Source organism: Mycolicibacterium tokaiense (genome assembly GCF_010725885.1).
Lineage (GTDB): Bacteria > Actinomycetota > Actinomycetes > Mycobacteriales > Mycobacteriaceae > Mycobacterium > Mycobacterium tokaiense.
In genome coordinates, this window is sequence record NZ_AP022600.1 from 1,984,271 (window position 1) to 2,003,923 (window position 19,653).

Sequence of the window (19,653 nt, forward strand, 5' to 3'; positions counted from 1 at the left end):
AGCCCATAGGGTTGCCTGCATGCAATTGCTTCTGATCCGGCATGCACTGCCGCACCGCACCGAGCAGGGACAGGGCTCCGACCCGGATCTGGCGGCGGAGGGGATGGAGCAGGCCCAGCGTCTCCCCGAGGCGTTGCAGCGGTACCCGCTGGCCAGGCTCGTCAGCAGCCCACAGCGCCGCGCCGTGCAGACGGCGCAGCCGTTGGCCGCGGCCCGTGACCTGCCCGTCGACATCGACGACAGGCTGGCCGAGTACGACCGCGACATGGCTGCCTACGTGCCGGTGGAGCTGCTGCGGTCCGAGCGTCCCGAGGACTGGGCCAGGATGGCCGACGGTCACCTGCCCGGCGGCGTGGACGAGGACGCTTTCCGCGCCCGGATCGGGGCCGCGGTCGCCGACATCGTGGCCGAGGCCGAGCACGAGGACACCGTGGCGGTGTTCAGTCACGGCGGCGTGATCAACGTCCTGCTGCACGAGATCCTGGGCACGCGACGGCTGCTGTCCTTCCCTATCGACTATGTGTCGGTGACCCGGCTGCTCTACTCACGCACCGGTTCGGCAACCGTCGTGGCGGTCAACGGCACCGACCACGTCTGGGATCTGTTGCCTCGCAATCGGCGCTGAGCAGCCGGACAAGGTAGCTTTGCCGGATGAAACGTGACGTCGCTGCCGAACTGGACGTGGCGATCACCGCGCCCACCACCCTCGAGTTCCAGATCGCGGTGGCTCCACAACCCGGGGCGCAGGTCACCGAGGAGCTGTCGTTCACGCTGGACGGCACAGAGATCCGGGCGCAGGAGATCACCGGCGAGCACGGCAACCGGATCCACAAGTTCGACGCGGGCACCGGCCTGCTGCAGGCGCGCTACTCGGCCAGCGTCGTCGGCCGCGCGGAACCGGCACCGGTGACCGACATCGACCTGTCCACCTACCTACGGCCCAGCCGCTACGCCGAGGCCGACAAGTTCTTCGGTTTCGCCGCCACTGAGTTCGGCAAGTACGCCGACTCGGTCACGATTCTGGAGAAGGTGTCCTCGTGGGTGGGCACCCGGCTGTCCTATGTACCGGGTTCCAGCGACCCGATCGACGGCGCCGCCGACACGCTCCTGGCCGGTGCTGGGGTGTGCCGGGACTACGCGCACCTGACGATCGCGCTGCTACGGGCGGTCAACATCCCGGCCCGGCTGGTCGCGGTGTATGCACCGGGCTGCGAGCCGATGGACTTCCACGCCGTCGCCGAGGCGTTTGTCGACGGTCACTGGCGGGTAGTAGACGCCACATGCCTCGCTCCGCGTCAGGCCATGGTGCGGATCGCGACAGGTCGCGACGCCGCCGATACCGCGTTCCTGGACAACCACAAGGGATCGATCACCCTCAACAACGCCACCGTCACCGCGGTGGTGGACGGGGACCTTCCGAAGGATTCGGTGGATCAGTTGGTGTCGATCACCTAGGCACACCCGCCTTGAGGTTCTTCTTGGCGGCTCGGCGCAACTGGAAGATCCGCACCGCACCCACCGCCACGGTCAACAGCCCGCCCGCCACAGCGGCAAACAAAATCGCGACCCCAAGCGGCAGGCTCCAGCGCCAGCCGAGGAACGCAAACTCGGCGGACTCCGTGTTCTGTGCAATGAAGATCAGCAGCACGATCAGAATCAGGAAACCGAAGATGAGTGATCCCCACAGGGCGGCAGCGCGGGTGAATTTGACCGCTGATTCCGGAGGCGGTGGAGAGCTGGTCGGGGCAGGGTCCGCGACGGGATCAAACGGTTCCGGCGACGCGGCGGTCGGGTCGGTGCTCATAGGCCCATCTTTGCCCTTTGCGCGACGGAAGCAAACAGTCACGCTAGGGTCGGTTCGATGACCAGGCTGCGCGCCCGCATGCGGATCCTGCTGACAGTGATGGCGACGGCGCTCGCGCTGACCGCCTGCGGCAGTTCCAACCCACTCGGGGGCGGGGAGATATCCGGCGACCTTAAGACGCTGACCGTCGGTTCCGCGGACTTCCCGGAATCGAAGATCATCGCCGAGATCTACGCACAGGCCCTCGAAGCCAACGGCTTCACCATCTCGCGCCAATTCGGGATCGGCAGCCGTGAGACGTATATCCCTGCGCTGCAGGACTTTTCGATCAACCTCGTTCCGGAGTACACCGGCAACCTGCTGAAGTACTTCGATCCCGAGACCACGGCCACCACCCCACAAGACGTCGAGCTGGCCCTACACCGGGCGCTGCCGGGTGCGCTGTCCATGCTCACGCCGTCACCGGCCGAGGACGTCGACACCCTGGCCGTCACAGCCGAGACGGCGCAGCGGTGGAACCTCAAGACCATCGAGGACCTGGCGCGGTACTCACCCGAGGTGAAACTCGGTGCGCCCTCGGAGTTCCTCAACCGCGCCGAAGGCGTGCCGGGTCTGAAAGAGAAGTACGGCCTGGACATCGCCCCCAACAACTTCATCGCCATCAGTGACGGCGGCGGTCCGGCCACCGTGCGGGCCCTGGTCGACGGCACCGTCACCACCGCAGACATCTTCAGCACCTCTCCGGCCATCCCCCAGAACAACCTGGTGGTCCTCGAGGACCCGAAGAACAACTTCCCGGCCGCCAACGTGGTGCCGGTGGTCAGCTCACAGAAGATGTCCGACGAACTGAAGACCATCCTCGATGCGGTGTCGGCGAAGCTGACCACCCAGGATTTGATCGACCTCAACACCTCGGTGGAAGGCAACCAGGGTGTCGATCCGGACGAGGCCGCGCAGAAGTGGGTGCAGGACAATGGCTTCGACACACCGATCGGCGGGTAGATGATCACCTTCGACAAGGTCACCAAGCAGTACCCGGACGGCACCGTCGCCGTCGACACGCTCGATCTCGAAGTGCCGGAAGGCACGCTGACGGTGTTCGTCGGTCCGTCCGGCTGCGGCAAGACCACATCGATGCGGATGATCAACCGGATGATCGACCCCACCTCCGGGACGCTGACCGTCGACGGCAACGACGTCACCAAGGTGGACCCGGTGAAGCTGCGCCTGGGCATCGGCTACGTCATCCAGAGCGCCGGGCTGATGCCGCACCAGCGGGTGATCGACAACGTCGCCACAGTGCCCGTGCTGCGCGGCGAATCCCGCAGAAGCGCACGCAAAGCCGCCTACGGAGTACTCGAGCGGGTGGGCCTGGATCCCAAGCTGGCCAACCGCTATCCGGCGCAGCTCTCCGGCGGGCAGCAGCAGCGTGTCGGGGTGGCCCGTGCGCTCGCTGCCGACCCGCCGATCCTGCTGATGGACGAACCGTTCTCGGCCGTCGACCCGGTGGTCCGCGAGGACCTGCAGACCGAGATCCTGCGGCTGCAGAGCGAGCTGCGCAAGACCATCGTGTTCGTCACCCACGACATCGACGAGGCGATCAAGCTGGGGGACAGGGTGGCGGTGTTCGGTCGCGGCGGCGTACTCCAGCAGTACGACGAACCCTCCCGGTTGCTGTCCAATCCGGCCAACGATGCGGTGGCCGGCTTCGTCGGCGCCGACCGCGGTTACCGGGGGCTGCAGTTCTTCGGCGCCACCGGAATCCCCCTGCATCCGCTCACCCACGTCACCGAGGGCGGCATCGACGCCCTGTCGCTGGCCGACGGGGAATGGTCTCTGGTCACCAGGGATGACGGCACCCCCTATGCCTGGATCGACGCCGACGGCGTGAAGCTGCACCGCGGCGGTAGCTCGTTGTACGACAGCACCATTGCTGGTGGCTCGCTGTTCCGCCCGGACGACACCCTCCGGCAGGCGCTCGACGCGGCGCTGTCCTCGCCGTCGGGACTCGGTGTTGCTGTGGACGCCTCGGGTCAGGTGGCCGGCGGGGTGAAGGCCGACGACGTGTTGAAAGCCCTGGAGTCCCAGCGGTCGAGTCGGAGCTGAGCCGTGAACTACCTGTTCACCCACCTCGACGATCTATGGACGCTCACGGTGATCCACCTCCGGCTGTCCCTGGTGCCCATCGTCATCGGACTGCTGATCGCGGTGCCCGTGGGTGCGCTGGTGCGGCGCAACACCGCCTTGCGGCGGCTGACAACGGTGACTGCCAGCATCATCTTCACCATCCCGTCGCTGGCGCTGTTCGTGGTCTTGCCGCTGATCATCCCCACCCGCATTCTCGATGAGACCAACGTCATCGTGGCTCTCACGCTCTACACGGTGGCGCTGCTGGTGCGGGCGGTGCCCGAGGCGCTGGACGCGGTATCGCCTGCGGTGCTCGACGCCGCGACCGCCGTCGGCTACAAACCCCTGACCCGGCTGCTGAAAATCGAACTGCCGCTGGCAGTTCCGGTGATGGTGGCCAGCCTGCGCGTGGTTGCGGTGACCAACATCTCGATGGTGTCGGTGGGTTCGGTGATCGGCATCGGCGGCCTGGGCACCTGGTTCACCGAGGGGTACCAGTCCAACAAGAGTGACCAGATCATCGCCGGCATCATCGCGATCTTCGTGCTGGCCATCATCATCGACACCCTGATCATGTTCGCCGGGAAGCTGGCGACGCCGTGGGCCCGCCCGGCGCGCGCCACCCGCACCGCGAAGGCAGGTGCCTGATGGGTCCCATGGCGTTCCTCACCGACGCGCTGAGCTTCATCTTCACCGCGGCCAACTGGGGCGGCCCGGCCGGGCTGGGTGCCCGCATCGTCGAACACCTGCAGTACACCGTCGTCGCGGTGTTCTTCTCCGCGCTGGTGGCCATCCCTGTGGGCATGCTGATCGGCCACACCGGTCGCGGCACCTTCCTGGTGGTCACCGGCGTCAACGCGCTGCGCGCCCTGCCCACCCTCGGCGTGCTGCTGCTGGGGGTGCTGCTCTGGGGGCTGGGACTGGTCCCGCCCACGGTGGCCCTGATGCTGTTGGGCATCCCACCCCTGCTCGCCGGTACCTACTCCGGGATCGCCAACGTGGACCGCAACGTCGTCGACGCGGCCCGCTCCATGGGCATGACCGAGACGCGGATCCTGCTGCGGGTGGAAACACCGAACGCGATGCCGTTGATCCTGGGCGGTCTGCGCACCGCGACGCTGCAGATCGTCGCGACCGCCACGGTGGCCGCCTACGCCAGCCTCGGCGGCCTGGGCCGGTACCTGATCGACGGGATCAAGATCCGCGAGTTCTATCTCGCGCTGGTGGGCGCGCTCATGGTCACGCTGCTGGCGCTCATCATCGACGGGTTGCTGGCGCTGGCGGTGTGGGCGTCGGTGCCTGGTACGGGCCGGTTCCGCCGGGTACCGCAGCCCCTGATCGACGACGAGGTTGCCCTCGAATCCCGGCCGCCGTCACATCCGATCAATACAACTGGCCGACCGGGCTACGATCGCGGGGGCCCGTCGCCTACGGTAGAGGAATGAGTGCAGCCACCGCTCACGACGACAGTGCCTGGCCGCAGATCCTGACATGGCGCGCCCACAGCGCGACACGGATGGAATCGGTGCGGGTGCAGTTGTCGGGCAAGCGAATCAAGGCATACGGCCGGATCGTGTCCGCCGCAGACGACACGACCCCGGCGTTCAGCGCGTCCTATGACCTCGTGACCGACGACAAAGGTGCCACCAAACGGCTGTCGTTGACCGTCACCTCGGCTGAGCGGGAACGCCAGCTGTCCATCGCCCGCGACGAAGAGAACATGTGGGTGATCCAGCAGCACTCGGGCCAGACGTCACGCTCGGAGTTCGACGGCGCCCTGGACGTGGACGTGGTGTTCAGCCCCTTCTTCAACACCCTGCCCATCCGGCGCGCCGGCCTCCACGAAGCGGCCGAGACCGTCAACCTGCAGGTTGTCTACGTGCGCATCCCCGAGCTCGAGGTGGCGCCGGCGGCGGTGACCTACGCCAGCGGCCCCGACGGGATCAAGCTGGATTCACCCGTGGCCAACACCACCATCACCGTGGACGACGACGGTTTCATCGTGGACTACCCAGGACTGGCAGAGCGGATCTGATCACGCCGCCGGCGCGACCGGCTGCAGCCAGGGCATCGCGCCATCCGTCGGCGCCGACGGTGACCGACTCGATTCCCGGCCGATCGAACGCGTCATAGGCGGTGCGCCCGGCGTAGCCGGCCTCCACCAGAGCCTGCACGGACTTGTGCTCCGCCAGGGAGCTGCGGGCCTGGTTCAGCAGCTCGAGGGCACGGTCCAACATCACCACCAGGTCTTCGGCGTTGGCCTCACACATCGCGCGCACCAGATCGGGCGCGGTGGCGGCCACCCGGGTGCCGTCCCGGAATGACCCGGCGGCCAGCGCATAGGCCAGCGGGGTGCTCGCGGCCGTCGCGGCAATGGCTTCGGCGGCCAGGTGGGGCAGATGAGAGATCGCTGCGGCGGCGGCGTCGTGTTCGTCGGCGCGCGCCGGCACCACAAACGCCCCGCAGTCCAGGGCGAGTTCGGCGACGGCCGCCCAGACCGCGGGGTCGACGTGGTCGTCGACCGACACCACCCACGGGGTTCCGGTGAACAGGCCGGCGTCCCCGGCGGTCCAGCCGGAGAATGCGGTGCCCGTCATGGGATGTCCACCGACGTAGTTGGCCAGCAGACCGGCGCGGTCGATGTCGGCCAGCACCGCGCCCTTGACGCTGATGACGTCGGTGAGCGGGCAGGTTGGCGCGGTCGCAGCGATGGCGTCCACCAGTTGCCCAACCGCAGGCATCGGCACGGCGATCACGATCAGGGCGTGCTGGGACTCGGCGCGCTGCAGCGTCCGATGCAGGTCGGTGGTCGCGTCGAAGCCGTCGGCGGTGGCTGCTTCGGCTCCCTGGGCCGATCGGTTGTAGCCGTACACGGTCCGGCCGGCCGCGGCCGCGGCGCGCATCAGCGAACCGCCGATCAGGCCGAGACCGAGGACACACACTGCTGGACCGCTCACGCTGCCAGCGTTGCACACCGCCCGCGGCGGCCGGTGCTGCCCTGGTCAACTGCGGTGTGTGCGTATTAGCGTTAGCAACTATGGGACCGCAGCGAGCGTCGAAGCAGGATGTACCGGAAGCGCTCGACGCCGCGGACGGCTTCGGCGTGGCCGTCGTCCGGGAGGACGGCAAGTGGCGCTGTACCCCGATGAAGGCCAAAGCCCTGGGCAGCATCACCGCTGCGGAGACCGAGCTGCGTGAGATGCGCAGCAGCGGAGCTGTTTTCGGCCTGCTCGACATCGACGACGAATTCTTCGTGATCCTGCGCCCGGCACCCGGCACCATCCGGCTGTTGCTCTCGGATGCGACGGCGGCGCTGGACTACGACCTGGCCTACGAGGTGCTGGAGAAACTGGACGTCGATGTCGACGAGGAGGAGCTCGAGGAGTCCGACCCCTACGAAGAGGGTGACCTCGGGGTGCTGGCCGATCTCGGGCTCCCGGGTGCCGTGCTGGGCGTGATCCTGGCCGACAACGACCTGTACGCCGACGAGCAGTTGATGCGGATCGCCCGGGAGATGGGTTTCGCCGACGAACTCACGGCGGTGCTGGACAAACTCGATCGGTGATCGCCGACTCCGAGGCCATCGCCGCAGCTCTGGACGCCGCATCCGAGGTGGGGCCGTTGGACGTGCCGATCGGGGCCGTCGTCTTCGACGCCGCCGGCATCGAGTTGGCCCGCGCGGCCAATGCCCGCGAAGCCCTCGGTGACCCGACCGCTCACGCGGAGATCCTGGCCCTGCGGGCCGCGGCGGTGGCCCATGGGGACGGCTGGCGGTTGGAGGGCGCCACGCTGGCGGTCACCGTCGAGCCCTGCACCATGTGCGCCGGCGCGCTGGTGATGGCCCGGGTGGCGCGGGTGGTGTTCGGGGCGTGGGAACCGAAGACAGGCGCGGTGGGGTCACTGTGGGACGTGGTGCGCGACCGCCGGTTGACCCACCGCCCGCAGGTGCGCGGCGGGGTACTGGCCGACGAGTGCGCCGCCCTGCTGGAGGAGTTCTTCGCGCGGCAGCGGTAATGCCTGATCAGCGCGCGATTAGGGCGCGGCGCAGGAGACCGGTAAGCTGCCACACGGTGGCGTGTCCGAGCGGCCTAAGGAGCACGCCTCGAAAGCGTGTGACGGGTAACCCCCGTCCGAGGGTTCAAATCCCTCCGCCACCGCCATTTTTGTCTAGAGCCCGGCCAGCCACTCCGTCAACGTTGCGACATACGTCGCCGGGGCGGCGCCGTGCATCGAGTGCGGCATCTCGGGGAATTCCCGCAGCGTGAACGAGTTGCCTGCGCCTTCGACCAGCTTGCGGACGTGATTGACCTGGTGGTCGCTGATGGCGCCCAGCAGGTTTCCGGTGTCCGGATCCTCGACGTGGAAGTGGTGCGTGAACAGCACCGGGACCTTGACCTGGCGGAGCATGGCCTCGTGGTCGCAGGTCAGCGCCACCCGGCCGGAGACGAAGGCGTCACCCCATTCCGGGTCGTACTCGAGCAGGTTCTGGGGCGGCTCGTTGGAATCGTGGGACGCCCCGGCGGCCAGCTGCATGGCGCGCATCCATTCGGGGAGTTCGCGGCCCATCGCAGCCTGCATGCCCGCATAGTCGCCGATGCTCCACTGCGGGCCCAGCCACTTGTGCCAGACGCGGAAGATCTCGCCGATGCCCTGCCGAATCGACTGTCCCACCGCGGGAGTGGTCTGCGACGAGAACAGCGGCGGGTCTTCGTAGAACGCGGCGCGCACCTGCCCGGGAGCGGCGAAGGCCGACAGCCAGGCCGCGATCACCCCGCCCGAGGACAGCCCGCACACCACCACCTCGCGGCCGATCACCGGGTCGATGAATCGCACCAGGTCGCCGCCGAACACGTCCAGGCTGTAGCGCCCCGGCGTCCACGTGGAGCGGCCCTGCCCACGCAGGTCGACCGCGAACACCTGGAAGCGGTCGGCCAGCAGCGCCATGGCTTCTTCGTAGCCCCACCATGATTCGCTCTGCCCGGGGATCAACAGCAGAGCCGGATGCGCCGCGTCGCCGGTGACGGCGTAGTTCATCCGGATCTCGCCGAGGTCCACCAACTGCTCAGGGAACGCGTGGTCGACGAACAGGTCGGGGTGGTCGCTGGACTCCAGGTAGGTCACGGCCACCACTGTGCCACCGGCGCCGACGCCGTGGCACGGTCTGTCGGTCAGTGGCTACGCGGCGGCACTGTCGGAGCTGTCGGCGGACGCGGAGGTTTTGGTGTCCTCGGATGCGCCGTCCTCGGAGCTCTCCGCGGACTCGGTGGCTTCGGAAGTGGGCTCATCACTGGCCACCTCCTCATCGGCCGCTTCGTCGTCGGCCACCTCGTCCTCGGTCTCGGTGGACGCGCCCGCATCGTCGAACTCGTCGTCGTCCCAGTCGGTGTTGCCCCCGTCGTCGACGATGAGATCGTCGGGATCGGTGTCGTCCTCGTCGTCGGTGTCGTCGTCGGTGTCGTCGTCGATCGGCGGCACGATGATGGGTTCGTTGTCAGCGGGCTCGTCATCGTCGCCACCCGAAGCGGGCGGGTCGGTCTGCCCACCGGACAGGCCCCCGAGGATGGCGTTCTCGATGTCGTTGGACACGGTGATGATGAGGTCGGTGCCTCCGGAGATGGCGGCGTTGACGTTCGCCAGACCGTCGGCCACCGTGACCGCGGTGCCGACGATCGCCTTGTTCACCTCAATCGCGAACGTCCGCGGAATCTCGGCGATCTCGTCGGGCAGGCCGGCCGCGCTCAGCAAGTTGGACAGCGAGTTCCCGATCTGGAAGGCCTCCACGGTGAGGATCGAGGTCAGGTTGTTGCGCACGCCGTCGGGGTTGATGAGATCGATGCCGAAGGTGAACGGAACCTGAGCCAGCGCGCCCGCGGTGTTGATGCCGATGTTGGCGGCGTCGAAGCTGCCGGCGATCATCAGTGCCGTGGCAGCCAGGTAGCGCTTCGGGTCCAGTGGACCGTGACCGATCTCGTCGATGGAGCTACGCACGGCCTCACCCAGGGCGGTGACGGCCCCGAAGACGTACTCTCCGTCGCTGTCCCGGTAACCGGCGATGCCCCTGAACAGGGTGTTGAACGCCGACTGCGAGGACAGCACAGCTTGCTCGGCCAGGCTGATCGGCAGCCGCAGACCCAGGTACGCCGGCGCCAGCCCGATGGTGCCCAAGGCGGACACGGCGGCCTGGACCACCTCGCTACCGGTGGCTCCGGAGGCCACGTACGCGAGCCGGCGTGCGGCATCCAACGCGGTGGTGGCCTCGGACCGGATGAATTCGAGCGTGCCGTACGTCAGATCAAACGCGGCGTTGCCGGCCTTCTGGGCGATCAGGCTGCCGCCGTTGGTGAACAGGAAGCCGTCGCCGACCACTGCCGCCAGCACATGCGCATACTTCTCGACCGCCAACGGGTTGTTCAGCGCATCGACGGCCGCGGCCAGGACGTTCGACAGCGCGTATGCCATCGTGTCGGTCAACAGATCGGCGATGTCTTCGGCAGCCAGCACAATTGTCTGATTGCCCTGGTCGATGTATGCGGCCAGTGAGCGCAGCGCGCGGTCGTTGGTGATCTCGACGGTTTCCAGCAGTGCCTGCAGCGTCGGATTGCCGACGGCATCGACCAGCGAATCGAAGAACTGATCGTTGAGCGTCATCGCAGTCGTGATGCCGTCCACCACCGTCTGGCCCGGGATCGCTGCTGCCTTGGCCGCCGAGGCGTTGAACGCGTTGATCTGCAGGCGCACGTTGTTGATGAACTCAACGATCTCGGCGGGAGTGACCGTCAGATTGATGTCGGTGACGGTGACTTTCGGGATCGTGACGGTGCGATCGGGGGTGGGCACCGCGACCGGGGTCAGGGCGATGGCGGCGGCTGCGGTCAGCGAGACGCCCGCGGTGAGATACGAACGAGCAGAGATCTGCATGGTGGCGGGTCCTGGTTCCGTGATGTGGCTGATTATTCGGCGGGGGCGGAAGTGCTTGTGCTGTTGGTCTTCTCGGTCGGCATCTCATCGCTCTCGGAGGCGTCCTGGGCTGTGGTGTCGGCGTCCTCGCTGGGCTCGTCTTCGGCCGGGTCCGCGGCCGCATCCTCGAGGGTCTCCTCGTCTGCCGGCTCCTCGTCTGCGACCTCGTCCTCCGCCGGCTCGTCCTCCGCCGGGAGTTCTTCGGCAGCAGTCTCATCGTCCGAGTCATCGACCCCGGAGTCCCCGCTGTCCTCCGACACCGCCAGTGCGGTGACCTGAGGATCGTCGGCGGGCGGCGTATTCGCGCCGAGCAGCGCATTCTCGATGTCGGCGGACACGTCGATCAGGAACCCGGTGGTGCCCCCGATCACCTCGTCGGCGAAGCCCAGGCCATCGACCAGCAGATCGGCCCCGCCGGAGATGACGGTGTTGAGCTGCGTGGCGACCACCCGGGGCAGGTTCGAGATCTCCTCCGGCAGGCCGAGTTCGACGAGCAACCCGGACAGAGCGGTGCCGATCATCTCGTTCATCCGGATCACCGAGTATGTCAGGCTTCCGGTCCCCGGCTCCGGGTTGACGACCCGGTAGACGAGGTCCAGGGGAACTCGGGCGAGGTCACCGGCGGTGGCGACGCTGAGGTTGAAGGAATCGAAGCCTCCGGCGATCAGAGCGCCGGAGGCTTCCAGATAGCGTGCCGGGTCCAGCGGGTTGGCGCCGACCTCGTTGATGGCCAACTGCAGCACGGTGGAGGCGATACCGATCAGGCCGAGGGCGGCTGGGCCAACGCTTGCGACGTTGCCGACGATGCCGTTCAGAAGAATGTTCAGGCCTTCGTCGACCGCACCAATGGTGTTGTTCGCCAACTGAAACGGAGTGTTGAGCACCAGCTGCGCCGGGATCAGCGTGATGCTCTCGATCGCGGTGGCGACCGCACCGATGAGCTCGCTGCCGCTGGCCGACACCACGTCGGTGATCAGTTGACCCACCGCGAACAGCGCGTTGTTGATCTGGCTGGATGCCAGGTGCAGCTGGGTGCGGGTGAGCTCGAGAGGGACATGCGCGGCGCTGCGGATGATCTCACCGGTGTTGGTGCCCACCAGGGCCGCTGAGGCGACGACGCCCGAGGACAGCAGGTTGGCGTAGTTGCCGACTGTCAGCGGATTGTTGAGCACCCCGACCGCGGCCGCAATGACATTGGACAGCGAGCCGGTCACGATGCCGCTGAGCAGGTCGGCGATCTGCTGGTGGGAGTACACCACCGTCTCACCGTTGTCGCCGACGGCGAAGGCGAGGCTCTGCAGCCCGTTGTCGGCGCTGACCTGGAGTGTCTCCAACATCGCCCGCAGCGTCACGTTATTGGTGGCAGCGATCAACGAGTCGTAGATCTGGTTGTTCAGCTCGATCGCGGCCTGCAGGCCCTGGACCACGGTCTGGCTCGGAATTAGGGCGAACTGGGCGACCGCGGAATTGAAGGACTCGATCTCGGCCTGAATGTTGTCGAAGAACGCGGTGACGTCACCGGGGGTGACCGTCAGCTGGATGTCCGCCGTCGTCACCGCCGGCAGGTTGGTCACCCGCTCGTTTGCAGGGACGACGATGGGAGAGAGCGCCAAGGCTGTGGCTGCAGTTAGCGACACGCCAGCGGTGAGGGACGAGCGAGCCGTGATCTGCATGACTGGAACGTCTTTCTGGTTAACGGTCGACAGACTTGACGAGTGTAGGGTAGCTCGCAGAATTCTTTCAAAGAAGTTGAAAATGCGCAGTTCTACCGGTACTCAATCAGTATTCGCGCACAGCTGCAAGTAGATGAATCGAACTCTTTAGCAAACGTAACAGTAGAGCTGCCGTCGCTGGGCTGCGCTATGTGGCAACCATTGCCGGTTCCCATCTGGCTGGAATCCGATCAGGGTAATTGACGTTCGCGAGATCAATGCGACGACGCCGTTGCGGCACTCACACGAACGGGCCCACTCCTCCCCCAGAGTGGGCCCGTTCTGTGTGTGGGTGTTACTCGGTGTCGCTGCCCGAATCCGAGCCGCTGTCAGAGCTACCGGAGTCGGAATCCGAACCGCTGCCGCTGTCCGAACCGCTGTCGGCGTCGCTGTCGTCGCCGGCAGTCGAGTCGGCGTCGGCCGAGTCATCGTCCGCAGCGTCGTCATCGGCAGCGTTGTCGTCGGCGGCATCCTCGTCAGCCGCCGAATCTTCCTCGGCGGCCTCGTCATCGGCAGCCGACTCGTCATCGGCGGCTTCGTCGTCAGCCGGAGCTTCTTCCTCAGTGGCGTCCTCGGCGGGGGCCTCCTCGGCCGGAGCTTCTTCCTCAGGGGTGTCCTCGGCGGGGGCCTCCTCGGCGGGGGCCTCCTCAGACTCGCTCGCCACGGGCACCACGTCGCCGACCGGGTCTCCGGCGGGCTCGGAGGCGGCCCGCAACGCGGGAGCTTCCGTCTCCACGGCCAGCGTGGTGGCACCGGCGCCAACGGGGGGCAGCACGCCGAAGATGGCCTCTTCGATCGAGTTGGACACCTGGATGACGGTGGCCGTGGTACCCGCCACGATTTCCTCGCCGAACTCCAGACCCCCGACGACGATCTCGGTACCGGCGCCGATCACCTCGTTGATCTGGCCGGCGATGAGACCCGGCAGCGCAACGATGTCGTCTGGCAGGCCCAGTGCCTCCAACACGCCGGCGAAGGCCGCGGCGAAGTTGGTGTTGAGGCCCGCAAGCGTGGCGCCCACGCCGGTGGCGATGGTGATGCCCCGATTGAACGGAATCTCTGCCACGCTGCCGACGGTGTTCACGGTGGTGTTGAAGCCGTCGAACCCGCCCGCGATCAGTCCGCCGGTGGCCACCAGGTAGTTCTGCGGGTTCAGCGGGTTGGCGCCGATGGTGTTGATCGCGAATTGCAGGGAGCCGCCGGTGATGGCGATCAGCGCGCCGGCGCCGGCCAGGATGTCGTTGAAGCCCTCCTGGACTCCGCCGATGGCCACCGTCTTGAGGCCGAACACGGCATTGCTCACCACCAGTGCGGGGAACAGCGTGATGCTCTGGATCGCGGTGTTGACGGCCTCCACCAGGTCGCTGCCGGTGGCGTCGGCGGCCACGTTCATCAGCGAGCTCACCGTTCCGATGGCGTTGTTGATCTGGCTCTGGAACAGGTTCAGGCCGGTGTTGACGAAGCCGAAGCCCGAGTTGACCGCCACACCGACGGCGGCTCCGGCGTTGAGGGCGGCGTCCTGGATGGTGTCCACCAGGCCCAGGCTGAGCAGACCGGCGTAGGCGGCGGTGTCCAGTGGGTTGTTGAGCACGTTGACGAAGGAGGACAGCACGTTCGACAGCGAGCCGGTGATGGTGCTGGCCAGCAGATCCGCCAACTCGCCGGTGGTGATCGCGACGTTCTCGGTGGCGCTTTCGACAGCGGTCAGCAGCGAACCGAGGCCGTTGTTCGAGCTGGTCTCGAGGGCATTGAGCAGCGCGGTCAGCGTTGCGTTGCTGGTCAGATCCTTGAGGGTGTCGTAGAAGTCCGTGTTCAGCTCGATGGCGATCTCGAGGCCGCCGGCCAGAGTGGCGCCGGGCAGGGCGATGGCCTCGGCGACACCCTGATTGAACTCCTCGAGCTGGGTCTGCAGCTCGGCGAAGAAGGCCTGAATCTCGGCGGGCGTCACCGTCAGCTGGATGTCGGACATGGTGACGTTCGGGATGGTGACGGCGCGCTCATTTGCAGGGATCGCCAGGGGGGTCAGCACGATGGCGCTGGCTGCAGTTAGCGACACACCGGCTGTCAGGTACGACCGAAGTGAGATTTGCATGATCGGGGCTCCCCTTGGTTACGGATGGGCTGTGTGAGAGATCGTAAGCCTGATCTCAGGTTGCGTTAAGGAAACTAGCAAAATTGCTGCTTAAGAGTTTTTTGAGGTGAATGCAACGGATCAGATTCCGATGCCTAGCTCGGGCTTTTCGTTCGGCTAGCAAACGAACGGAAACGTCAATTCAATAGTCTCTAGTTGCACTAGGTAAAGATTGCCAAAAATTCAACGCGGCAATATTGACGCAGATCAATTGACGTTCGCGAGGTAAACCTACCGATAACCCGCGGCGGCAAGTGGTGTAGATCACACCGTCATGCCGCGTTTACCTCACTGCAACCTCCGGCCCACTGTCCGCCGCGTCCCCGCCGGGCATCTATGACGAAGATCACACTCCGGAAGGGAGGTTCACCCCAGGATGTCGCGCAGCATCGCGGGCTCGATGTTGCCGCCGGAGACCACGATGACGGTGCGGCCCAGCGGGGTGGAGCTCTTGCGGAAGGCGGCCAGCGACACGGCTCCGCTGGGTTCGGCCACCAGGTGGGCGCGCAGCGCCAATTCGCGGACCGCGGAGCGGATCTCGTCCTCGGTGACGGTGATGATGCCGTCCAGCACCTGCTGCAGGTGGGCGAAGGTGAGGTCGGACGGCTGTGAACGCAAGCCGTCGGCGATGGTGCGGTTGCGATCCTCGATGGGCCAGTCCGCGCGGTGCCCCTGCTGAAGGCTCTCGGCGGTGTCGGCCGCCAGCTCGGGCTCGACCCCGAAGACCTTGGCGCGAGGGCACAGTGCCTTGATCGCGGTGCCGATGCCGGATGCCAGCCCGCCGCCGCTGACCGGGATCAGCACCGTCTCGACGTCAGGCATGTCCTCGGCGATCTCCAGACCTGCAGTGCCCTGCCCGGCGATGATCGCGGGGTGATCGAACGGCGGGATCAACACACCGCCGGTGCGCTCGACCACCTCCGCTGCCACCTTTTCGCGCTGACCGGCGCCGCACAGCACCACCTCGGCACCATGATCGCGGGTGGCTGCCACCTTGATCGCGGGCGTCTCTTCGGGCATGACGATGTGCGCCGGGATGCCGTATTGCGCGGCCGCGTAGGCCACGGCCTGCGCATGGTTGCCGCTGGAGTAGGCGACCACGCCACGCGCCCTGGTATCGGGGTCCAGACTGCCGATCGCGTTGAACGCGCCGCGCACCTTGAATGCACCGATGGCCTGCAGGCTCTCCGGCTTGAGCCACAGTCCCGGGGCCCACAACGCCGGCGTCAGGGGTGTCCGCACCACCTGGTGGCGGATCCGCCCGGCGGCGGCGCGGATGTCATCGACGGTGACCAGTTGCATGCGGCGATTGTTCCTGATTTGGCCAAGCGCTGGCGCTGCGGGGCTTTCCGGCGAAGGATGGAGGCCAGACGGATTCTGCGGTCAACCGCTGTTCGGGGCGCCGAATCCGTGCTGAAAATCGGAAATGACAACGAAGGGCAGGGCATGAGTCTGTACGCGGTGGTTGATCCAGCGACCGGTGATGTGGTGAAGGAGTATCCGACCGCGACCGACGAGCAGATCGAGGCAGCGCTGGCCGGGGCGGCCAAGGCCTTCAAGGACTGGTCGAAGACCACGACGGTGGCCCAGCGCGCCGAGCTGATCCGCAAGGTCGCGGACCTGCACAACGAGCGCAAGGACGAACTGGGGGCCATCATCCAGCGAGAGATGGGCAAGCCGCTGGATCAGTCGATCGGTGAGGTGGAATTCAGCGCATCGATCTATGAGTTCTACGCCGACAACGCCGAGAAGTTCCTGGCTGATGAGCCGATCGACCTGCTGGACGGCGAGGGCAGCGCGCTGATCCGGCGCAGCCCGGTCGGTGTACTGCTGGGCATCATGCCGTGGAACTACCCCTACTACCAGGTGGCGCGGTTCGCCGGCCCGAACCTGGTGCTGGGGAACACGATCGTGCTCAAGCATGCTCCGCAGTGCCCGGAGTCCGCCGCGGCGCTGCAGCAGATCTTCCTCGACGCCGGCTACCCCGAGGGCGCCTACGTCAACGTCTACGCCACCAACGAGCAGATCGCCGAGGCCATCGCCGACCCCCGCGTGCAGGGCGTCTCGCTCACCGGATCCGAGCGGGCCGGTGCCGCTGTCGCCGAGATCGCCGGACGCAACCTGAAGAAGGTGGTGTTGGAGCTGGGCGGCTCGGACCCCTTCATCGTGCTGTCCTCCGACGACCTGGATGCCACGGTGGACGCGGCCGTCGACGGGCGGTTCGAGAACACCGGCCAGGCCTGCAATGCCGCGAAGCGGATCATCGTCACCGAGAACATCTACGACCAGTTCGTCGACAAGTTCACCAAGAAGGTGCTGGCCAAGGGTGAGGGGCTGGCGCCGCTGTCGTCGGTGGCCGCCGCCGAGCGACTCGAGGATCAGGTCAAGAAGGTGGTGGCCGATGGCGCCACGCTGACCTCCGAAGGTGAGCGCAAGGGTGCCTTCTTCCCGCCCGGCGTGCTGACCGGGGTCTCGCCGGACAAGCCGTCGGCCCGTGAGGAGCTGTTCGGTCCGGTGGCCACGGTCTACAAGGTGGCCTCGGAGGAGGAGGCGGTGGAGTTGGCCAACGACACCCCGTTCGGCCTGGGCTCGTACGTGTTCACCACCGACTCCGAGCAGGCCAAGCGGGTCGCCGACAAGATCGAGGCCGGCATGGTGTTCGTCAACGCCGTCGGCGCCGAGGGCGCGGAGCTGCCGTTCGGCGGCGTCAAGCGCTCGGGCTTCGGCCGCGAGCTCGGGCGCTTCGGCATCGACGAATTCGTGAACAAGAAGCTCATCCGCATCGCCGGATAACCCCTGCCCGAGCCCGCCGAAACCGACGCACCGGCCCGAAAGTGCGAGTGACTCCGGGCTGTTCGTCGGTTTCGGCGGCGGGCCCTCAGCCGAGCAGGTTGCGCACCTGCTCGGCGAGGGCGACGCCGAGGTTGCGATTGTTCTCTTCGGTGAAGTGGACACCGTCGACGCCGTCGGTGCTGATCACCGATCCGGCGTCGAAGAACGGCACCTTCATGAACGACGCCAGCGCGCTGTAGACCCGCGCCAGCTCCGCGGTTTTCTCCTGCCCTCCGGAGAAGACCAGGTCGAACCATGGGTGCGGCATCGCGGCCAGCGGTGGCGGGGCCACGATCAGGACCGCGGGCGCGGGATACGCCGTCCCCACCCCGCCGGCGCTGGCGAGCACCTGGGTGGCCAGCACGCCCATGCCGGCGGCGATGTCGAACGGGGTGCGGTTCAGGTTCACCTTGGTGTCGTTGGTGCCCAGCATCAGGATCACCAGATCCAGCGGTAGGTGGCTGGCCAGGCATGCGGGTAGATAGGTGGATCCGTTGAGTCGGGGGTCGGCCGGGTCCTCGGCGGTGGTGGTGCGCGCGGACAGACCTTCTTCGAGCACCTCGTAGTCCGGGCCCAGCTGGGCGGCCAACACGCCGGGCCATCGGACGTCTTTCGGGTAGCGGAGGGTGGGCACGCCCTCGTCGACGGGGATCCACCCCCACGTCAGTGAATCGCCGAAACACAGGATCCGTCTGGGACTCATACCGGTCAGGCTACGGTCCCGTCACGGCGGCGCGCGAGTATCGATTTGCACCTACTATGTTGGTGCGTAGAACGCGCTGCGCGTCCCCGACCTCGAGCCCGGAGTTGTGCCTTTGTTCTTCGATCACCGCCGGAACCGGGTGGCCGCCGGCCTCGGCCTGCTCGTCGTGGTCGTCGCCGCGCTCCAAACTGGTTCTTCGGCAACACATTTCGTCGATTCCGTGGCCGCGCCGCAGGTCACGGAGATACCCGAGGTCATCGAGGCGCCCAAGCCGGTGTCGGTGAGCATCGCGCCAGGACCTGATCAGCGTGATGTGGCGCCCGCGGACGAAGTCCTAGTCACCGCCACCTCCGGCACGCTCGCCGATGTCGTGATGATCAACGAATCCGGCCGGCAGGTGCACGGCGTGCTGAGTCCCGATCGCGACCGGTGGACACCCGCCGAGCCACTGGGATACGGACGAACCTACACGCTGACCGCGACGGCCCGGGGGGCCGACGCCGGCCTGGTCACCCGGACATCGACCTTCTCCACGGCCGTTCCGGACCAACAGGCCTCCGTCTCGTTGCGCACCACCCTCGGATCCCGGCTGACCGACGGCGCCAGTTACGGCGTCGGCACCGTCGTGGTGGCCCAGTTCGACACCGACATCGCCGACCGCGCCGCCGCCGAGCGGCAGCTGAAGGTCACCACCACGCCTGCTGTGCAGGGAGCCTGGATGTGGATCAACGATCGCAAGGCCCACTGGCGGCCCAGGGAGTACTTCCCCGCGGGCACCAAGGTCAGCGTCAACGCGGACATCTACGGAGTCGACCTCGGCGACGGGGTCTACGGACTCGAGGACAGCGCAGTCGATTTCGTCATCGGCCGCAAACGTGTGAGCATCGCCGACGACACCACCAAACAGGTCAGCGTGTTCGTCGACGACAAGCTGGTGCGCACCATGCCCACGTCGATGGGCCGGGGCGGCACCACCACCGTCGGGGGCAACACCATCGCGTTCTGGACCCAGCCCGGCATCTACACCGTGCAGGAGAAAGCCAATCCGGTGCTGATGGATTCGTCCACCTACGGTCTGCCCACCTCGGCATCGTCGGGGTACAAGGTCAGCGTCGCGCACGCGGTGAGGATCAGTCCGGATGGCATCTATCTGCACGAGCGTGAAGGCACGGTCTGGGCCCAGGGCAGCCAGAACGTATCGGCCGGCTGCCTGAATCTCTCGGCCGAGAACGCCGAATGGTTCTACGAACTCGCCCAACCCGGCGACGTGGTGGAAGTGCGCAACACCGGCGGCGCCCCCCTGCAGCAATGGCAGAACGGCGACTGGAGCGTGCCCTGGGATACCTGGTTGGCCGGCAGCGCCCTGCACCAGCTCGCCAACCGTTAG

General features: G+C 66.9%; 19 protein-coding genes and 1 tRNA gene. 12 read left to right on the forward strand and 8 right to left on the reverse strand.

Annotated elements, in window-relative coordinates:
• The first annotated feature begins 19 nt into the window (after window positions 1-19).
• Together G6N58_RS09445 and G6N58_RS09450 are read left to right on the forward strand one after the other, a co-directional pair.
• Window positions 20-625 carry a histidine phosphatase family protein gene (locus G6N58_RS09445; RefSeq protein ID WP_068914498.1) on the forward strand — a complete coding sequence of 202 codons (606 nt, stop codon included), beginning with the start codon at window positions 20-22 and terminating at the stop codon, window positions 623-625.
• Window positions 626-651: 26 nt separating this feature from the next.
• A complete protein-coding gene (locus G6N58_RS09450) occupies window positions 652-1,455 on the forward strand; it encodes a transglutaminase-like domain-containing protein (RefSeq protein ID WP_115278910.1) in 804 nt (267 codons plus the stop codon).
• On the opposite strand, the gene G6N58_RS09455 is transcribed toward G6N58_RS09450, so the two are convergent.
• Window positions 1,448-1,804: a LapA family protein gene (locus G6N58_RS09455; RefSeq protein ID WP_068914500.1), complete on the reverse strand. Its 357-nt coding sequence runs from the start codon at window positions 1,802-1,804 to the stop codon at window positions 1,448-1,450. The two genes, G6N58_RS09450 and G6N58_RS09455, sit on opposite strands and share 8 nt — an antisense overlap.
• A 57-nt stretch (window positions 1,805-1,861) precedes the next feature.
• Between G6N58_RS09455 and G6N58_RS09460 the strand changes: the two genes are divergently transcribed.
• The 5 genes from G6N58_RS09460 to G6N58_RS09480 are packed head-to-tail and all read left to right on the forward strand — an operon-like array spanning window position 1,862 to window position 5,966.
• Window positions 1,862-2,806 (forward strand): ABC transporter substrate-binding protein, encoded by a 945-nt coding sequence (locus tag G6N58_RS09460; protein WP_068914501.1) that lies wholly within the window; start codon window positions 1,862-1,864, stop codon window positions 2,804-2,806.
• A complete protein-coding gene (locus tag G6N58_RS09465) occupies window positions 2,807-3,910 on the forward strand; it encodes an ABC transporter ATP-binding protein (RefSeq protein ID WP_115278909.1) in 1,104 nt (367 codons plus the stop codon).
• Window positions 3,911-3,913: 3 nt separating this feature from the next.
• On the forward strand, window positions 3,914-4,579 hold the full coding sequence (locus G6N58_RS09470) for an ABC transporter permease (RefSeq protein WP_068914503.1): 666 nt from the start codon (window positions 3,914-3,916) through the stop codon (window positions 4,577-4,579).
• An 8-nt stretch (window positions 4,580-4,587) separates the two neighbouring features.
• A complete protein-coding gene (locus tag G6N58_RS09475) occupies window positions 4,588-5,376 on the forward strand; it encodes an ABC transporter permease (protein ID WP_115281617.1) in 789 nt (262 codons plus the stop codon).
• Window positions 5,373-5,966 (forward strand): putative glycolipid-binding domain-containing protein, encoded by a 594-nt coding sequence (locus G6N58_RS09480; protein ID WP_068914504.1) that lies wholly within the window; start codon window positions 5,373-5,375, stop codon window positions 5,964-5,966. Before G6N58_RS09475 ends, G6N58_RS09480 begins: the two co-directional genes overlap by 4 nt.
• Here G6N58_RS09480 and G6N58_RS09485 read toward each other — a convergent pair.
• The gene (locus G6N58_RS09485; protein WP_115278908.1) at window positions 5,929-6,873 is read right to left on the reverse strand and encodes a prephenate dehydrogenase; all 945 of its coding nucleotides are present in this window, start codon (window positions 6,871-6,873) and stop codon (window positions 5,929-5,931) included. The genes G6N58_RS09480 and G6N58_RS09485 overlap by 38 nt on opposite strands.
• A gap of 95 nt (window positions 6,874-6,968) precedes the next feature.
• On the opposite strand from G6N58_RS09485, the gene G6N58_RS09490 reads away from it, so the two are divergent.
• From G6N58_RS09490 to G6N58_RS09500, 3 genes are all read left to right on the forward strand, one after another.
• Complete coding sequence (locus tag G6N58_RS09490; RefSeq protein WP_115278907.1) at window positions 6,969-7,496, forward strand: tRNA adenosine deaminase-associated protein; 528 nt, start codon at window positions 6,969-6,971, stop codon at window positions 7,494-7,496.
• Complete coding sequence (locus tag G6N58_RS09495; RefSeq protein WP_068919436.1) at window positions 7,496-7,945, forward strand: nucleoside deaminase; 450 nt, start codon at window positions 7,496-7,498, stop codon at window positions 7,943-7,945. The genes G6N58_RS09490 and G6N58_RS09495 overlap by 1 nt, the downstream gene beginning before the upstream one ends.
• A gap of 55 nt (window positions 7,946-8,000) precedes the next feature.
• A tRNA-Ser gene (locus G6N58_RS09500) sits at window positions 8,001-8,091 on the forward strand.
• 7 nt (window positions 8,092-8,098) lie between these two features.
• On the opposite strand, the gene G6N58_RS09505 is transcribed toward G6N58_RS09500, so the two are convergent.
• From G6N58_RS09505 to G6N58_RS09525, 5 genes are all read right to left on the reverse strand, one after another.
• A complete protein-coding gene (locus G6N58_RS09505; protein WP_232067799.1) occupies window positions 8,099-9,052 on the reverse strand; it encodes an alpha/beta hydrolase in 954 nt (317 codons plus the stop codon).
• A gap of 54 nt (window positions 9,053-9,106) precedes the next feature.
• Window positions 9,107-10,849: a hypothetical protein gene (locus tag G6N58_RS09510; protein ID WP_163908046.1), complete on the reverse strand. Its 1,743-nt coding sequence runs from the start codon at window positions 10,847-10,849 to the stop codon at window positions 9,107-9,109.
• 32 nt (window positions 10,850-10,881) lie between these two features.
• Window positions 10,882-12,462, reverse strand: a complete 1,581-nt coding sequence (locus G6N58_RS09515) for a hypothetical protein (RefSeq protein ID WP_115278905.1) — start codon at window positions 12,460-12,462, stop codon at window positions 10,882-10,884.
• A gap of 433 nt (window positions 12,463-12,895) precedes the next feature.
• The gene (locus G6N58_RS09520; RefSeq protein ID WP_147289341.1) at window positions 12,896-14,692 is read right to left on the reverse strand and encodes a hypothetical protein; all 1,797 of its coding nucleotides are present in this window, start codon (window positions 14,690-14,692) and stop codon (window positions 12,896-12,898) included.
• A gap of 405 nt (window positions 14,693-15,097) precedes the next feature.
• The gene (locus G6N58_RS09525) at window positions 15,098-16,033 is read right to left on the reverse strand and encodes a threonine ammonia-lyase (protein WP_115278903.1); all 936 of its coding nucleotides are present in this window, start codon (window positions 16,031-16,033) and stop codon (window positions 15,098-15,100) included.
• Window positions 16,034-16,177: 144 nt separating this feature from the next.
• Between G6N58_RS09525 and G6N58_RS09530 the strand changes: the two genes are divergently transcribed.
• Window positions 16,178-17,524 carry an NAD-dependent succinate-semialdehyde dehydrogenase gene (locus G6N58_RS09530; RefSeq protein ID WP_068919438.1) on the forward strand — a complete coding sequence of 449 codons (1,347 nt, stop codon included), beginning with the start codon at window positions 16,178-16,180 and terminating at the stop codon, window positions 17,522-17,524.
• Between the two features lie 85 nt (window positions 17,525-17,609).
• Here the strand turns inward: G6N58_RS09530 and G6N58_RS09535 are convergent, their stop codons facing one another.
• Window positions 17,610-18,266 carry an SGNH/GDSL hydrolase family protein gene (locus tag G6N58_RS09535; protein WP_115278902.1) on the reverse strand — a complete coding sequence of 219 codons (657 nt, stop codon included), beginning with the start codon at window positions 18,264-18,266 and terminating at the stop codon, window positions 17,610-17,612.
• 106 nt (window positions 18,267-18,372) lie between these two features.
• Here G6N58_RS09535 and G6N58_RS09540 point away from each other — a divergent pair, with 106 nt between their 5' ends.
• A complete protein-coding gene (locus tag G6N58_RS09540) occupies window positions 18,373-19,653 on the forward strand; it encodes a L,D-transpeptidase (protein ID WP_264037345.1) in 1,281 nt (426 codons plus the stop codon).

Coding starts and splice junctions, on each gene's coding strand:
- G6N58_RS09535 (WP_115278902.1), bottom strand. CDS start 18,266: ATGAGTCCCAGACGGATCCTGTGTTTCGGCGATTCACTGACGTGGGGG.
- G6N58_RS09445 (WP_068914498.1), top strand. CDS start 20: ATGCAATTGCTTCTGATCCGGCATGCACTGCCGCACCGCACCGAGCAG.
- G6N58_RS09530 (WP_068919438.1), top strand. CDS start 16,178: ATGAGTCTGTACGCGGTGGTTGATCCAGCGACCGGTGATGTGGTGAAG.
- G6N58_RS09480 (WP_068914504.1), top strand. CDS start 5,373: ATGAGTGCAGCCACCGCTCACGACGACAGTGCCTGGCCGCAGATCCTG.
- G6N58_RS09455 (WP_068914500.1), bottom strand. CDS start 1,804: ATGAGCACCGACCCGACCGCCGCGTCGCCGGAACCGTTTGATCCCGTC.
- G6N58_RS09450 (WP_115278910.1), top strand. CDS start 652: ATGAAACGTGACGTCGCTGCCGAACTGGACGTGGCGATCACCGCGCCC.
- G6N58_RS09460 (WP_068914501.1), top strand. CDS start 1,862: ATGACCAGGCTGCGCGCCCGCATGCGGATCCTGCTGACAGTGATGGCG.
- G6N58_RS09520 (WP_147289341.1), bottom strand. CDS start 14,692: ATGCAAATCTCACTTCGGTCGTACCTGACAGCCGGTGTGTCGCTAACT.
- G6N58_RS09465 (WP_115278909.1), top strand. CDS start 2,807: ATGATCACCTTCGACAAGGTCACCAAGCAGTACCCGGACGGCACCGTC.
- G6N58_RS09525 (WP_115278903.1), bottom strand. CDS start 16,033: ATGCAACTGGTCACCGTCGATGACATCCGCGCCGCCGCCGGGCGGATC.
- G6N58_RS09475 (WP_115281617.1), top strand. CDS start 4,588: ATGGCGTTCCTCACCGACGCGCTGAGCTTCATCTTCACCGCGGCCAAC.
- G6N58_RS09490 (WP_115278907.1), top strand. CDS start 6,969: ATGGGACCGCAGCGAGCGTCGAAGCAGGATGTACCGGAAGCGCTCGAC.
- G6N58_RS09510 (WP_163908046.1), bottom strand. CDS start 10,849: ATGCAGATCTCTGCTCGTTCGTATCTCACCGCGGGCGTCTCGCTGACC.